Annotated in this window: 13 protein-coding genes and 1 pseudogene; 9 read left to right on the top strand and 5 right to left on the bottom strand. The window is 52.1% G+C overall.

The window, feature by feature from the left end; translation table 11 throughout:
• Positions 1-25: 25 nt before the first annotated feature.
• Complete coding sequence (gene gyrB / locus F0Q32_RS15530) at positions 26-2,440, top strand: DNA topoisomerase (ATP-hydrolyzing) subunit B (RefSeq protein WP_149463785.1); 2,415 nt, start codon at positions 26-28, stop codon at positions 2,438-2,440.
• A 140-nt stretch (positions 2,441-2,580) separates the two neighbouring features.
• Here the strand turns inward: gyrB and F0Q32_RS15525 are convergent, their stop codons facing one another.
• The 3 genes and pseudogenes from F0Q32_RS15525 to F0Q32_RS15515 form a co-directional block, all read right to left on the bottom strand.
• Entirely contained in the window at positions 2,581-3,213 is a 633-nt protein-coding gene (locus F0Q32_RS15525; RefSeq protein WP_149463784.1) for a hypothetical protein, read from the bottom strand.
• A gap of 34 nt (positions 3,214-3,247) precedes the next feature.
• Positions 3,248-4,495: pseudogene (locus tag F0Q32_RS15520) on the bottom strand (FAD-dependent oxidoreductase).
• Between the two features lie 9 nt (positions 4,496-4,504).
• Positions 4,505-6,136, bottom strand: coding sequence for a PTS transporter subunit EIIC (locus tag F0Q32_RS15515; RefSeq protein WP_149463783.1), 1,632 nt, complete (start codon positions 6,134-6,136; stop codon positions 4,505-4,507).
• Positions 6,137-6,402: 266 nt separating this feature from the next.
• On the opposite strand from F0Q32_RS15515, the gene F0Q32_RS15510 reads away from it, so the two are divergent.
• The 7 genes from F0Q32_RS15510 (at position 6,403) to F0Q32_RS15480 (ending at position 12,700) form a co-directional block, all read left to right on the top strand.
• Entirely contained in the window at positions 6,403-6,804 is a 402-nt protein-coding gene (locus F0Q32_RS15510; protein WP_149463782.1) for a YidB family protein, read from the top strand.
• A 121-nt stretch (positions 6,805-6,925) separates the two neighbouring features.
• The gene (gene yidA / locus F0Q32_RS15505; RefSeq protein ID WP_149463781.1) at positions 6,926-7,738 is read left to right on the top strand and encodes a sugar-phosphatase; all 813 of its coding nucleotides are present in this window, start codon (positions 6,926-6,928) and stop codon (positions 7,736-7,738) included.
• Between the two features lie 246 nt (positions 7,739-7,984).
• Complete coding sequence (gene dgoR / locus F0Q32_RS15500) at positions 7,985-8,674, top strand: D-galactonate utilization transcriptional regulator DgoR (protein ID WP_149463780.1); 690 nt, start codon at positions 7,985-7,987, stop codon at positions 8,672-8,674.
• Complete coding sequence (locus F0Q32_RS15495) at positions 8,671-9,549, top strand: 2-dehydro-3-deoxygalactonokinase (protein WP_149463779.1); 879 nt, start codon at positions 8,671-8,673, stop codon at positions 9,547-9,549. Before dgoR ends, F0Q32_RS15495 begins: the two co-directional genes overlap by 4 nt.
• Entirely contained in the window at positions 9,533-10,150 is a 618-nt protein-coding gene (locus F0Q32_RS15490) for a 2-dehydro-3-deoxy-6-phosphogalactonate aldolase (protein WP_149463778.1), read from the top strand. Before F0Q32_RS15495 ends, F0Q32_RS15490 begins: the two co-directional genes overlap by 17 nt.
• Entirely contained in the window at positions 10,147-11,295 is a 1,149-nt protein-coding gene (dgoD, locus tag F0Q32_RS15485) for a galactonate dehydratase (RefSeq protein ID WP_149463777.1), read from the top strand. The genes F0Q32_RS15490 and dgoD overlap by 4 nt, the downstream gene beginning before the upstream one ends.
• Positions 11,296-11,362: 67 nt before the next feature.
• Complete coding sequence (locus F0Q32_RS15480; protein ID WP_188016872.1) at positions 11,363-12,700, top strand: MFS transporter; 1,338 nt, start codon at positions 11,363-11,365, stop codon at positions 12,698-12,700.
• Here the strand turns inward: F0Q32_RS15480 and cbrA are convergent.
• The gene (gene cbrA / locus F0Q32_RS15475) at positions 12,661-13,767 is read right to left on the bottom strand and encodes a colicin M resistance lipid reductase CbrA (RefSeq protein ID WP_149463775.1); all 1,107 of its coding nucleotides are present in this window, start codon (positions 13,765-13,767) and stop codon (positions 12,661-12,663) included. The genes F0Q32_RS15480 and cbrA overlap by 40 nt on opposite strands.
• Positions 13,768-13,867: 100 nt before the next feature.
• Between cbrA and F0Q32_RS15470 the strand changes: the two genes are divergently transcribed.
• Positions 13,868-15,094: a DUF3748 domain-containing protein gene (locus F0Q32_RS15470; RefSeq protein WP_223145803.1), complete on the top strand. Its 1,227-nt coding sequence runs from the start codon at positions 13,868-13,870 to the stop codon at positions 15,092-15,094.
• Between the two features lies 1 nt (position 15,095).
• On the opposite strand, the gene F0Q32_RS15465 is transcribed toward F0Q32_RS15470, so the two are convergent.
• A complete protein-coding gene (locus tag F0Q32_RS15465) occupies positions 15,096-15,428 on the bottom strand; it encodes a YceK/YidQ family lipoprotein (RefSeq protein ID WP_149463773.1) in 333 nt (110 codons plus the stop codon).
• Between the last annotated feature and the right edge of the window lie 157 nt (positions 15,429-15,585).

Genomic DNA, 15,585 nt, shown 5'->3' with positions numbered 1-15,585 from the left:
AAGTTTAAATGAGCGAGAAACGTTGATGTCGAATTCTTATGACTCCTCCAGTATCAAAGTCCTGAAAGGGCTGGATGCGGTGCGTAAGCGCCCGGGTATGTATATCGGCGACACGGATGACGGCACCGGTCTGCACCACATGGTATTCGAGGTTGTGGATAACGCTATCGACGAAGCGCTCGCAGGGTACTGTAAAGACATCGTTGTCACCATCCATAGCGATAACTCCGTATCCGTACAGGATGATGGCCGTGGTATCCCAACCGGCATTCACCCGGAAGAGGGCGTGTCCGCCGCCGAAGTTATCATGACCGTACTGCACGCAGGCGGTAAATTCGATGATAACTCCTATAAAGTTTCCGGCGGTCTGCACGGCGTAGGCGTTTCCGTGGTTAACGCCCTGTCGCAGAAACTGGAACTGGTTATCCAGCGCGATAACAAAGTTCACCGTCAGATTTACGCGCACGGCGTACCAGAAGCACCCCTTGCTGTCACTGGTGAAACCGAAAAAACCGGGACAATGGTTCGCTTCTGGCCGAGCCTTGAAACCTTTACTAACGTCACCGAATTTGAGTATGACATCCTGGCGAAACGCCTGCGCGAATTGTCATTCCTCAACTCCGGCGTGTCTATTCGCCTGAAAGACAAGCGTGACGGCAAAGAAGACCACTTCCACTACGAAGGCGGCATCAAGGCGTTTGTTGAATATCTCAACAAAAATAAAACGCCAATTCACCCGAATATCTTCTATTTCTCCACTGAAAAAGACGGTATCGGCGTCGAAGTTGCGTTGCAGTGGAACGATGGCTTCCAGGAAAACATCTACTGCTTCACCAACAACATTCCGCAGCGCGACGGCGGTACGCACCTGGCTGGCTTCCGTGCGGCGATGACCCGTACCCTGAACGCCTACATGGACAAAGAAGGCTATAGCAAAAAAGCCAAAGTCAGCGCCACCGGTGACGATGCGCGTGAAGGCCTGATTGCGGTAGTCTCCGTGAAAGTGCCGGACCCGAAATTCTCTTCTCAGACCAAAGACAAACTGGTTTCTTCTGAGGTGAAATCGGCGGTGGAACAGCAGATGAACGAACTGCTGAGCGAATACCTGCTGGAAAATCCGTCCGACGCGAAAATCGTGGTTGGCAAAATTATCGATGCCGCGCGCGCGCGTGAAGCCGCACGTCGTGCTCGTGAAATGACCCGCCGTAAAGGCGCGCTCGACTTAGCAGGCCTGCCGGGCAAACTGGCTGACTGCCAGGAACGCGACCCGGCGCACTCCGAACTGTACCTTGTGGAAGGGGACTCTGCGGGCGGCTCTGCAAAACAGGGGCGTAACCGTAAGAACCAGGCGATCCTGCCGCTGAAAGGTAAAATCCTCAACGTTGAGAAGGCGCGCTTCGACAAGATGCTCTCTTCTCAGGAAGTCGCCACGCTGATTACCGCGCTGGGTTGCGGCATTGGTCGTGACGAGTACAACCCGGATAAACTGCGCTATCACAGCATCATCATCATGACCGATGCGGACGTCGATGGTTCGCACATCCGTACCCTGCTGCTGACCTTCTTCTACCGTCAGATGCCGGAAATTGTGGAACGTGGCCACGTCTACATCGCGCAGCCGCCGCTCTACAAAGTGAAGAAAGGCAAGCAGGAACAGTACATCAAAGATGATGAAGCGATGGATCAGTACCAGCTTACCATTGCGCTGGACGGTGCAACGCTGCATACCACTGAAGGCGCGCCAGCTCTGTCGGGTGAAGCGCTGGAAAAACTGGTTTCTGAATACAACGCCACGCAGAAAATGATTGGCCGTATGGAGCGTCGATTCCCGAAATCCATGCTCAAAGAACTGGTTTATCAGCCGACGCTGACCGAAGCTGATCTGTCTGATGAACAGACCGTCACCCGTTGGGTGAATGCGCTGGTTACCGAGCTGAACGAAAACGAACAGCACGGCAGCCTGTGGAAGTTTGATGTTCGCCATAACAGCGAACAGAACCACTTCGAACCGATCATTCGCGTGCGTACACACGGCGTTGATACTGATTATCCGCTGGATCACGAATTCGTGGTTGGGCCGGAATATCGCCGTATCTGCACGCTGGGCGAGAAACTGCGTGGTCTGGTGGAAGAAGATGCGTTTATCGAACGTGGTGAACGCCGTCAGCCGGTTGCCAGCTTCGAGCAGGCGCTGGAGTGGCTGGTGAAAGAATCCCGTCGTGGTCTGGCTATCCAGCGTTATAAAGGTCTGGGCGAGATGAACCCGGAACAGCTGTGGGAAACCACCATGGATCCGGAAAGCCGCCGCATGCTGCGCGTTACCGTGAAAGATGCGATTGCCGCCGACCAGCTGTTCACCACCCTGATGGGGGATGCCGTTGAACCGCGTCGCGCGTTTATCGAAGAGAACGCCCTGAAAGCGGCGAATATCGATATCTAAACCGTTGGCAAATGCCCGGTGGCGCTGCGCTTACCGGGCCTACAATGATCTATTGTAGGCCGGATAAGGCGTTTACGCCGCCATCCGGAAAAACAATACCAGCATGGAACGCCTGAATTTATTCAGGCGTTTTTTTTCGTCTACTGATGCAAGTTCGGAATCACAAACGGCAACGCCAGCAGTTGTAGCGGGGAGGTGACGATATCGACAGCGACGGATAGGGGGTAGAGCGCCTTGCTGTAAGCAGTACCCTTCTCTCTGATCTCCAGATTAAAGGGCTTATTAATACGCTCAATCTGGTCATTCGCATTTTTATCGATAAATACAGTTTTGTCATCACTTCCCTTGTTGAGAGTAGAAAAGTCGAAAGCGTCTTTGTTGTTCCTTACGTTGAAATCTGGATCCAACGCTCCCAGTTTTCTTAATTGCTCATCGTTAAGTGAGTTTGTGTCTAAACGTAAAGTAAATCCGTAATTATATTTATAATAAATAACGACAGGAGAATAGATTGAATTTATGAAGCGCTTATCAAAATCAGGCGTATCCATAAGTTTGGCCAGGCTACTTCGCATAGAAAAAAGATAATTCATTTTTTCCCCAGCCAGCATCCATTTGCCGCTCTTGTCATCTTTAGTAAAGCCGATAATCTTATCGGTTGTAACAACCTGCCCCTCTCTATGGACATCATCAACATGACTCTCAAGCATCATGGTGGTGCATCCGCCGAGCGACATAACTGCGGGTAAAATAAAGATAAAAAGCCGCTTTTTCATCGAACGATCCTTGTTCTTTTAGTTCATCTCTGGTTTAAAAAAACGCCACACCCTGCTTTTTCATCTGCTGGTGGAGCGCCTCAATGGCAATATCCGCCACCGCGCATTTCGCGTCCACTGCCAGTGCTGCGGCGATCCCGGCGGCCTGGCCCAAAGCAAAACAGGTAGGCATCACGCGTGCGGAAGAGAGCGCGACGTGGCTCGCCGACAGGGTACGTCCGGCAACCAGCAAGCTTTTGATGTTTTGTGGTACCAGGCAGCGATAGGGGATGTCGTAGCTATCAATTTTTCGCTCATGACAGACTTTTTCACCCTAGGGGCTATGAATATCAATTTCGTAATTGGTTTGCGCGACAACATCTTCAAAGCGACGCGCGTTGAGCAGATCATCTTCCGTAAGCGTGTACATTCCGCAGATGCGATGGCTTTCGCGAACGCCCGTTTCGGCGGCGATATGCGACAAAATGTAGTTTTCAAAGCCGTTACGCTGCAGATAATTGGTGACGGAGAAAACCTGTTTCAGCGCCTCAACTTCCGCACGGCTGCTATCGGCAATTAGCGCGCCGTTGCCTTTTACGCGAGTCATATTAACGATAAGCGTACCGTCGGGTTTCAGTTCCCATAGCAAACGGCGCCCTTGCGGTAAATCCTCTACATTTTCATAGTGATAACATCCATCAGGTAACGCTGCCTGTACCGGGCTGCCGGTATTCTGCATCTGGAACATCAGCGTCATCGGCTGTGTTAAACCATCTTCATCGCGCCCGGTTTCATAAGGGGCTCCAGCGGCGATGGCGACTTCCGCATTGCCGGTGCAATCAATCACTACGCGACCTTTCAGCGTTTTCACGCCTTCCCGTGTTTTCACGACCACCGCGTTCACCGTACCGTTCTCCACTACCGGTGCGATAAAATCGGTGTGATAAAGCAGCTGAATATTTTCCTGCTCAATCATCCTGTTCAGGTGGTAGCGTAGCAGCAGAGGGTTGAACTGAATTTTGAGTTTCTCTGGCTGCGTGTTTTGCAGCAAAAAATCGGGGCGAATGGCGGTAATAATTTCCCGATAAATCCCGGTCAGATTACCAATCGTCATAAAAATACTGACCGTACCAAGGGTAGCCATTCCCCCCGGTTGCCCGGAACGTTCAACCAGAATGGCACTCGCACCGCTGCGAGCTGCGGAAATTGCCGCGGCGACGCCCGCTGGCCCGGCGCCGACCACGATAACGTCCGCTTCAGCATAAAGAGGGGCTTCCAGCAAAATTTGCGTTGTTCCTGACATCTCTCTTCCTTACGCCGTTTCAACGACGCTATCAAAGGCATCGCGATATTCGCTCACGCGCATGCCAAAAATAATATGAAATTCATCCGGGGCAGGATGTGTCACGCCGAGCGCATCGGTGATGGTTTTCATTCCGTTCATATCGACCTGCTGTGGGGAAATAATTTTGATACGCAGACGGGAAATACAGTTGTTAATTTCCTTTATATTTCCTTTACCACCCAGTTTTTCCAGGATTTCTTTCGCGACATCATCAGTAGAAGCATTTTGTCGCAAGAGTTTTGATGATCGAATTTCCAGCTCTTTTACCGCATCGGTATCTTCTGTACCTTCACGGCCCGGTGTTGGGATATTGAATTTCTCGATATACCATTTAAAGGTGAAAAGGTAGATAAAGAACAGCGCAATACCGAGAAGCACAATCGGTATCCATGTCGATTTATGACCCTGTAATATACCGTTGAAGAGGATTTCAATTAATGTACTGCCGCCAAGATAAGACGTATTTGTTGCGTCGAGAATAGCGAAAGAGATCCCCTGCAGTGTGCAATCAATTAAAAATAACGGTGGGGCAAGGAACATATACATAAAAGTAAATGGCTCGACGACGCCAGCAAACATAGCCGCAACAGCGGCCGAGATAGCTACCGTTTTTACACGCTGGCGATCTTTCGCCGCCAGCCAGATACCGATAAGCGCGCCGGGAATACCAAACACTTTACCGGGTGTATCGCCCTGACCCAGCCATAACCGGGTAATTTGATGGATGTTCTCGCTAAAATCCGGCGTGGCAAGCGCCGCAACGGTAATGGCTTTTGTGCCAACGTACGTCTGTCCGCCAATCTCAAGCGTGCCACCGACCGGCGTGTAATGCACCAGTGAATACCAGACATGCTGTAGCCCGGTCGGCAACAGCAGTTTTTCAATAAACCCAAACATAAACGAACCGAATATTCCGGCCTTCGCCAGCGCTGAAGCTGCATAATATAGCCCGCCGCCAATCCACGGCCAGACGAACGGAATTAGCAAACCAATCACTAATCCGCTAAGACCTGCAAGAATAGGTGGGAGATGTCGACCCTGATAAAAACCGAAGATTAACGGTAGCTTACGCGAGCTGTTGTGATTCGTTATCGCCGCTGACAGCGCGCCAATCATAATACCGCCCAGAACGCCGGTATCCACGGTTTGGATGCCGAGCACGACGTTTTGCATTGCCTGGCGCATCGCCATGGTTTGCGATATCGCCAGTACGTTACTTTGTGCGTTTACGGCAACATCCGGTTTCATTAGCATTCCGGCGGCATTAAGCATTAATCCGGAAAAAACCAGCATGAAGATGTAGCCAATAAGTGCTGAAAGCGCTGCGGTCTCTTTCTTACCTTTTTCCGCCATTCCAATGGCGATAGAGAGGCAAAATATCAGCGGCATATAAGCAATAATCACCATTCCAGTTTGTGTCAGGAGGTTAGCGATAAACGCATTAACCGGTGATTGAAGCCAGGGTAGATCGGCAGCGAAGTGCGGGTTTTTAAGTACCGCACCTATTGATAATAATAATGCAAAGCAGCTCATTACCGCGACGGCAGGAATAAATGAGCGACCGAGCGCAGAGAAATAGTCCTGTAATTTCGCTCTCATGGAATCATCCGTTATTTGAATGGCTGATAATATCTTGATATCTTATAATTAACTTAATTAATATCTTTATTGTGAATGTGTTTTGATTGCTAATATTTATTAGTAAAGAGTATCAGCCGTAATAAAAAGAGTGAAAGGGAACGTTCCCTTATTTCGTTGGCGATCACAAAAATTCCCATAAATGTTTCATGGACAATAACCCAACACGCCTTCCACACTGACCTATACTTCTCTCATCATGTATTCACCACTAAAAGGAGTGGAAGATGGGGCTTTTTGATGAAGTTGTCGGCTCGTTTCTTAACGGCGACGCCGGGAAGTATCAGGCTATCCTGAACTGGGTGAACGAGCAGGGCGGCATTCAGGCATTGCTGCAAAAACTGCAAAACGGTGGGTTGGGTGACATTCTGTCCACGTGGATTAGCAATCAGCACAGCAACCAGCCGGTGAGTGGCGATCAGCTTGAATCGGCATTGGGCACGCCGGCGGTCTCCGATCTCGGCCAAAAACTGGGCATCGATACCGGTTCTGCGTCGAATCTGCTGGCGGAATATCTGCCGAAAGTCATTGATGCGCTTTCGCCGCAGGGCGAAGTTGACCCGCAGGCGCATAACGATTTACTCAGCGCAGGAATGGATCTGCTGAAAAGCGGCAAACTTTTCGGCTAACTTCGCAACAAAAGGGGAGCACGCCAGGCGCGTTGCATCCCCGTTTTAACCCGTCACGGCTGCTGTTTTTTGAGCGGAATCGCGTTAGCATGAGGAAGGACTCATCTAACCTGGGGTATTCATGGCTATCAAACTTATTGCAATCGACATGGACGGAACCTTGCTGTTGCCGGACCATACCATCTCTCCTGCTGTCAAAAAGGCGATCGCCGACGCGCGTGCGCGTGGGGTTTATGTCGTTCTGACTACGGGGCGTCCTTACGCAGGTGTGCATAGCTATCTGAAAGAACTGCACATGGAACAGCCGGGCGATTACTGCATCACCTACAACGGTGCGCTGGTGCAGAAAGCGGGTGATGGCAGCACGGTGGCGCAAACCGCACTGGGCTATGACGACTATCGCTATCTGGAACAGCTCGCGCGCGAAGTGGGCTCGCACTTCCACGCCCTCGATCGCAATACGCTTTATACCGCCAACCGCGACATCAGCTATTACACGGTGCATGAATCCTACGTTGCGACAATCCCGCTGGTCTTCTGCGAAGCCGATAAAATGGACCCGGCGACGCAGTTCCTGAAAGTGATGATGATTGATGAGCCTGCCATCCTGGATAAAGCGATTGCGAAAATTCCGGCGGAAGTGAAAGAGAAGTACACCGTGCTGAAAAGTGCGCCGTACTTCCTCGAAATCCTCGATAAACGCGTCAATAAAGGCACTGGCGTGAAATCACTGGCCGATGCGCTGGGCATTAAAGCGGAAGAGATTATGGCAATCGGCGATCAGGAAAACGACATCGCCATGATTGAATTCGCCGGTGTCGGCGTTGCGATGGATAACGCCATCCCGTCGGTGAAAGAGGCCGCGAACTTCGTCACTAAATCCAACCTTGAAGATGGCGTGGCCTACGCCATTGAAAAGTTTGCGCTGAATTAAGCACACACCCTACCTGATCCAAACCCGCATCCGATGCGGGTTTTTTTTATCTGATTTTCTCCATTCTTAACATTTTTCTTACGGATTGTCTTTTTTGTGATCTAAATTGTAGTACAACGAAGTGTTGTTGTACTACATTGAACGCATGCGATGACAAAAAACACTCGCTTTTGTAGTGCAAATGTGAGGAGAAAGTCAGCGATCGCGGTAAAGTAGAGCGGTACATCCAGAGCATAAGGACTCTCCATGACTCTCAACAAAACCGATCGCATCGTTATCACGCTGGGGAAACAAATCGTCAGCGGTAAGTACGTGCCGGGTTCGGCGCTTCCGGCAGAAGCGGAACTCTGCGAGGAGTTTGAAACCTCGCGCAACATCATTCGTGAAGTCTTCCGCTCGCTGATGGCTAAGCGGTTGATAGAAATGAAACGTTATCGTGGGGCATTCATTGCGCCGCGTAACCAGTGGAACTACCTCGACACCGAGGTGTTGCAGTGGGTGCTGGAAAACGACTACGACCCGCGGCTCATCAGTGCGATGAGTGAAGTGCGAAATCTGGTGGAACCCGCTATCGCGCGTTGGGCGGCTGAACGGGCAACGTCCAGCGATCTGGCGCTGATTGAATCGGCGCTGAACGATATGGTCGCGAATAACCAGGATCGTGATGCATTTAACGAAGCGGATATCCGCTATCACGAAGCGGTGCTGCAATCGGTACACAACCCGGTTTTACAACAGCTTAGCATCGCGATTAGCTCGCTACAGCGGGCAGTATTTGAACGTACCTGGATGGGAGATGAGGCCAACATGCCGCAAACCCTCCAGGAACATAAAGCGCTGTTTGATGCGATACGGCATCAGGACGGCAATGCGGCAGAGCAGGCGGCGCTCACCATGATTGCCAGCTCGACACGAAGGTTGAAGGAAATCACATGACATCTCGCTACATCGCAATTGACTGGGGATCGACCAATCTGCGCGCCTGGCTTTATCAGGGCGAGCAATGTCTGGAAAGCAGGCAATCTGAAGCAGGTGTCACGCGCCTGAACGGGAAATCTCCTGACGCGGTGTTAGCAGAGGTCACACAAAACTGGCGTGAAAGCGGAACGCCAGTGGTTATGGCTGGAATGGTGGGAAGCAATGTGGGCTGGAAGATGGCGCCCTATCTCCCCGTTCCTGCTTTTTTTTCAACAATTGGTGAGACGTTAACGTCCGTTGGCGACAATATCTGGATTATTCCCGGATTATGCGTTTCTCGCGACGATAACAAAAACGTGATGCGCGGAGAGGAGACACAACTACTCGGCGCACGCACGCTTTCGCCTTCCTCTCTTTATGTCATGCCCGGCACGCACTGCAAATGGGTAAAAGCCGATCGTACACAGGTTCACGATTTTCGCACCGTAATGACCGGAGAATTGCACCATTTGCTGTTGAATCACTCCCTGATTGGCGCGGGATTACCCCCGCAGGAGAGCGCTCCCGGCGCTTTTGCCGCCGGTCTTGAGCGTGGCCTTAACGCCCCTGCTGTTTTGCCGCAGCTTTTTGAAGTTCGCGCCTCGCACGTACTGGGAACGCTTCCCCGCGAGCAGGTGAGTGAATTTCTCTCTGGCCTGCTGATTGGCGCGGAAGTCGCCAGTATGCGCGACGACCTCACGTGTCAGCAGGTTATCACCATCGTTGCAGGCACTGCGCTGTCGTCGCGTTATCAGCAGGCATTTCACGCAGTGGGTCAGCAGACAAATGTTGTCAGCGGCGATACCGCATTTCAGGCAGGCATAAGGAGCATCGCTCATGCAGTGGCAAACTAAACTACCGCTTATCGCAATACTGCGCGGCATTACGCCGGATGAAGCACTCGAACACGTTGGTGCGGTGATTGACGCAGGATTTGACGCCGTCGAGATCCCGCTTAATTCCCCTGAATGGGAGAGAAGCATTCCGGCCGTTGTGGATGCGTATGGGCAAAAAGCGCTGATTGGCGCCGGAACGGTACTCAAACCTGAACAGGTTGATGTACTTGCCAGAATGGGTTGCAAGCTTATCGTCACCCCTAACATTCACACCGATGTTATCCGCCGCGCGGTGAGTCATGGCATGACGGTGTGTCCTGGCTGCGCGACAGCGACGGAAGCGTTTAGCGCCCTTGAAGCCGGCGCGCAGGCGCTGAAAGTTTTTCCCTCCTCGGCTTTCGGACCGGAATACATCAAAGCGTTGAAAGCGGTACTTCCGCCTGATGTCCCCGTTTTTGCTGTGGGGGGCGTGACGCCGGAGAATCTGACGCAGTGGATCCACGCGGGGTGTGCTGGCGCGGGGTTAGGAAGCGATCTCTATCGCGCCGGGCAATCCGTTGAGCGTACCGCGCAGCAGGCAGCAGCATTTGTTAAGGCATATCGAGAGGCAGTGAAATGAAAATTACCAAAATCACGACGTACCGTTTACCCCCGCGCTGGATGTTCCTCAAAATCGAAACTGATGAAGGCGTTGTGGGCTGGGGAGAACCGGTCATTGAAGGGCGTGCTCGCACGGTAGAAGCGGCGGTTCATGAACTGAGCGACTATCTGATTGGTCAGGACCCTTCACGCATCAACGACCTGTGGCAGGTGATGTACCGAGCGGGGTTTTATCGCGGCGGCCCGATTCTGATGAGCGCCATTGCCGGGATTGACCAGGCATTATGGGATATCAAAGGCAAGGTGTTGAATGCCCCGGTCTGGCAACTGATGGGTGGGCTGGTGCGGGACAAAATCAAAGCCTACAGTTGGGTGGGCGGCGATCGTCCGGCAGATGTGATCGACGGCATTAAAACCTTGCGCGAGATTGGTTTTGATACCTTCAAACTGAACGGTTGTGAAGAAATGGGGTTGATTGATAACTCCCGCGCAGTGGATGCGGCGGTGAATACGGTGGCACAAATTCGCGAAGCCTTTGGCAATCAGATCGAGTTTGGCCTCGATTTTCACGGTCGCGTGAGCGCGCCGATGGCGAAAGTGCTGATAAAAGAGCTGGAGCCTTATCGCCCGCTGTTTATTGAAGAGCCCGTGCTGGCCGAACAGGCGGAATATTATCCGAAACTGGCGGCGCAAACCCATATTCCCATCGCGGCGGGTGAGCGTATGTTCTCGCGCTTTGAGTTTAAACGTGTGCTGGAAGCGGGCGGTATTGCGATTCTACAGCCGGATCTCTCCCACGCTGGCGGTATCACCGAGTGCTACAAGATTGCCGGTATGGCGGAAGCGTATGATGTGGCACTGGCGCCGCACTGCCCGCTTGGTCCTATTGCGCTGGCGGCTTGTCTGCACATCGACTTTGTTTCTTATAATGCGGTGCTTCAGGAACAGAGTATGGGCATTCACTACAACAAGGGCGCAGAATTACTCGACTTTGTGAAGAACAAGGATGATTTCAACATGGATGGCGGTTTCTTTAAACCGTTGATGAAACCGGGGCTTGGCGTGGATATCGACGAAGCGAAGGTGATTGAATACAGCAAAAATGCGCCAGACTGGCGCAACCCGTTGTGGCGTCATGAGGATGGCAGCGTAGCGGAGTGGTAATTCACATTCCGTAGACCCATCTCCTTTTAAATATAAAAAAATACACACCCTCTGTAAATTACAGGGCATGGTGAGCGGCTTCGCTATGCCCAAAATCTGGAGACAGATTGCGATGGATATTTCAGTTACTGCTGCAAAACCCGGTCGTCGGCGTTATCTGACGCTGGTAATGATCTTTATTACAGTTGTGATTTGTTACGTTGACCGCGCCAACCTGGCGGTGGCTTCAGCGCATATTCAGGAAGAGTTTGGTATTACTAAAGCAGAAATGGGTTATGTTTTTTCGGCTTTCGCCTGGCTTTATACCTTGTGTCAGATACCTGGCGGTTGGTTTCTTGATCGCGTTGGTTCACGCCTGACTTACTTTATTGCAATATTCGGTTGGTCTGTCGCAACATTATTCCAGGGGTTTGCGACCGGGTTAATGTCGTTAATTGGTCTGCGTGCCATTACCGGTATTTTTGAAGCACCTGCGTTCCCGACGAATAACCGTATGGTGACCAGTTGGTTCCCGGAACACGAACGCGCCTCTGCCGTTGGATTTTATACTTCAGGGCAGTTTGTCGGGCTGGCGTTCCTGACGCCGTTGCTTATCTGGATTCAGGAGATGCTGAGCTGGCACTGGGTCTTTATTATCACGGGCGGCATCGGCATTATCTGGTCGCTGATTTGGTTTAAAGTTTATCAGCCGCCGCGCCTGACGAAGGGCCTTGGCAAAGCCGAACTGGACTATATCCGCGACGGCGGTGGTCTGGTCGATGGCGATGCGCCGGTGAAAAAGTCCGATCGCAAACCGCTCACCGGCGCCGACTGGAAGTTAGTGTTTCACCGTAAACTGGTGGGGGTATACCTGGGTCAATTTGCGGTTACTTCGACACTATGGTTTTTCCTGACCTGGTTCCCGAACTATTTAACGCAGGAAAAAGGTATCACGGCGCTGAAAGCGGGTTTCATGACTACCGTACCTTTCCTGGCTGCGTTTGTTGGCGTTCTGCTTTCCGGTTGGCTGGCCGATAGACTGGTGAAAAGAGGTTTCTCACTTGGTGCGGCGCGTAAAACGCCAATTATCTGTGGATTGCTGATCTCTACTTGCATCATGGGTGCTAACTACACCAACGATCCCGTATGGATTATGGCCCTGATGGCGCTCGCGTTCTTCGGAAATGGCTTTGCCTCTATTACCTGGTCACTGGTGTCATCACTGGCACCGATGCGCTTGATTGGCCTCACTGGTGGTGTATTTAACTTTGTTGGCGGTCTGGGAGGTATCACGGTTCCGCTGGTTATTGGCTATCTGGCGCAGGATTATGGCTTCGGTCCTGCGCTGGTCTACATCTCTGTGGTTGCGCTAATTGGTGCGCTCTCTTACATCCTGCTGGTGGGCGATGTAAAACGCGTCGGATAATCCTCTGAGTGATTTTGTGGAATATGCGCGATACCACTTTGCATAATCCACTTTCTCAAAGCCGGTGATGTTAAACACCGGCTTTTGATTATCTTGCTGTAGAGTTTGAACCGTAATTTTCGTGTGGCACACCAGTAGGCGCGATTAGCGTTATTTGGCTCATTTAGCAGCATGTTAGACAGGATTTCTGCACTATCCAGCGCATAACTGATCCCCTCCAGCGAACTGGCGCTAATAAATCCCGCCGCTTCGCCAATCAAAAACGCGTTCTCTTTTCCGCAGACAAAATCTCCCCAGTGCGAGGGAAACAGCACCGTGCATTTCTCGCTCTTAACTGGTTCGCCGAAATGAAATGCAAAATCTGTCATCTTTGCTTTCAACGCCTCAAAGCGTGCCTGACCATCTTTCATCGGATATGCGCCGCCAAAGATAAAATAGCCGTCTTTGCTGATGCTCCATGAGTAGCAATCTGTCACGGCGTTATCGAAAATACAGGAGTAAAACGGCACGGCGTGCGCTTCGGAGAACCACTGTTGAATGGCCACGTATTTGCGGATTTGGTGATCCGGGTACAGATGACGCCTCACCAGGGAGTTAGCGCCGTCGGCGCCGACCAGCCAGCGGGCTGTGATGTGTTGTTCCTCACCGTTAACCTGAAACAGAACGTGCCATAACTCCCCTTCACGCCATACCTTTCGGCACAGCGTCTCGTGATGAACGGTCACCACGTCTGGAATCAATGATTTCATCCATAAATCAAAGGCATGGCGATTAATATTGATATAGCTTCGCTGGTAATTGCGGGCCAGCCCGGCGGCAACATCGACCGTTTTAACGCTGAATATCTGTGGGTTGGCGATAACCTCAATGGGGAGGGTAATTCCGTCGCGAATAAACGCCCGTTGCGCATCTGGCGCTAACAGTCCGCCACAGGGTTTACTGAACCCTTCCGTGCCGCACTGACGTTTTTTATCCAGTGCGATGACACGCATTTTCCCTGCCAGTTTCCGCGCCAGCGCAGAGCCAGCAGGGCCGAGGCCGATAATCGCCACGTCAAAATGTTCCATCTTTTTGCTCGCCAAAGTTGAGATGGCGATACGCTAATGCCTGAAAGTGAACTCTGTGTGAAGTATGATGACGGAAATTGTCTTGCATCAGGACTGCACCATGAAACAGGTCACCTTCGCTTCTTGCCATCATCAGCTCACCAACATCAATACCTGGACGCCAGACAGTCAGTGGCTGGTGTTTGATGTGCGTCCTTCGGGGGCCTCATTTACCGGTGAGACTATCGAACGCGTGAATATTCATACCGGCGAGCTCGATGTTATTTACCGCGCTACCCAGGGTGCGCACGTCGGCGTGGTGACCGTTCATCCTCTGCATGAGAAATATGTGTTTATCCACGGCCCGGAGAATCCGGATGCCGCCTGGCAGTACGATTTTCACCATCGCCGTGGTGTGATTACTGAAAACAGTATGACCACCAATCTGGATGCGATGGATATCACTGCGCCTTACACGCCTGGCGCGCTGCGTGGCGGGAGCCACGTGCATGTGTTTAGCCCTAACGGTGAGAATGTCAGCTTTACCTATAACGACCACGTGATGCACGAATACAACCCGGCGCATGACCTGCGCAATGTTGGCGTTGCCGTCCCGTTTGGCCCGGTGAATGTCTCCGTTCAGCATCCGCGTGAATACAGCGGAAGCCACTGGTGTGTTCTTATCAGTAAAACCACGCCTGCGCCGCAGCCGGGTAGCGATGAGATCAATCGCGCCTATGAAGAGGGCTGGGTAGGGAATGAGAAGCTGGCGTTTATTGGCGACACGCTGTCGGTGAAGGGCGAGAAAGTCCCTGAGTTGTTCATTGTTGATTTGCCGCAAACTGAGCAGGGGTGGAAACAGCCGGGCGAAGCGCCGCTGGCCGGAACGGAAACCACGCTGCCTGCGCCGCCCGCAGGTGTGGTGCAGCGTCGCTTAACCTTCACGCATCAACGGGCGTATCCTGGGCTGGTGAATGTGCCACGTCATTGGGTGCGCAGCAACCCGCAGGGCACGGAAATCGCGGTACTGATGCGCGATGAACGCGGTGTGGTTCAGCTGTGGCTGATATCCCCGGAAGGTGGAGAGCCGCGCCAGCTTACCCATCTTGAGAGTGATATTCAGTCGGCGTTTAACTGGCATCCGTCAGGGAATGCATTGGGCTTTGTGCTGGAAAATAGAATTGCGATAGCCGATGTGGCAAGCGGAAACGTGCGCTTTTTGACAACCGATCACGGTAACCCGCCGTCTGCCGATGCCGTCGTTTTCTCACCCGATGGCAATGACATTGCCTGGATGGAAGAGACGGCGGGCTTCCGTCAGCTGTGGGTAACCGAAACCGGCCTCTGAATTACGGCGAAGGCATCGGCGCTGGCGGAATAACAGAGTTTGTCGCCAGTGTCTCCTGCTCGCTCTTTTCGACACGCGAACGCACGGAGTTATCGGTGCGGAACATGTCCCACGGCAGCAGCAGGGTATCCATCACCGCTGTGAATGGCATATCGAGCGCCACCAGCGATTTGGTGCCCCAGTTACTGTCATCATCGCCGAGCATGGTCGCGCTTGCCCGCGTACCCGGATACGTACCTTCTTTGCCACCCGTATGCGACATTACGCTTGAGCAGCCGCCTACTAACATCATCCCACTGAACAGAGCCAGCTTAAGCAAATTATTTTTTATCATGATTTAATCATCGTATCGGAGCCGGGAGGGCTCATCTGTACGGGTTATAGCCACCCGTAGCGAAAATGGATAGTCCTGGCTTCCCGCTCTGTGGCGGTTGTCGCACTTTAACCAAGAGTGCTCTACCCCAGTCTATGCCTTCAGCACGAAAGTGCAA

The sequence above is a fragment of the Pseudocitrobacter sp. 73 genome (assembly GCF_008369545.1).
GTDB classification, from domain to species: Bacteria; Pseudomonadota; Gammaproteobacteria; order Enterobacterales; family Enterobacteriaceae; genus Pseudocitrobacter; species Pseudocitrobacter vendiensis.
This window is presented reverse-complemented; position numbering and strand designations above follow the sequence as displayed.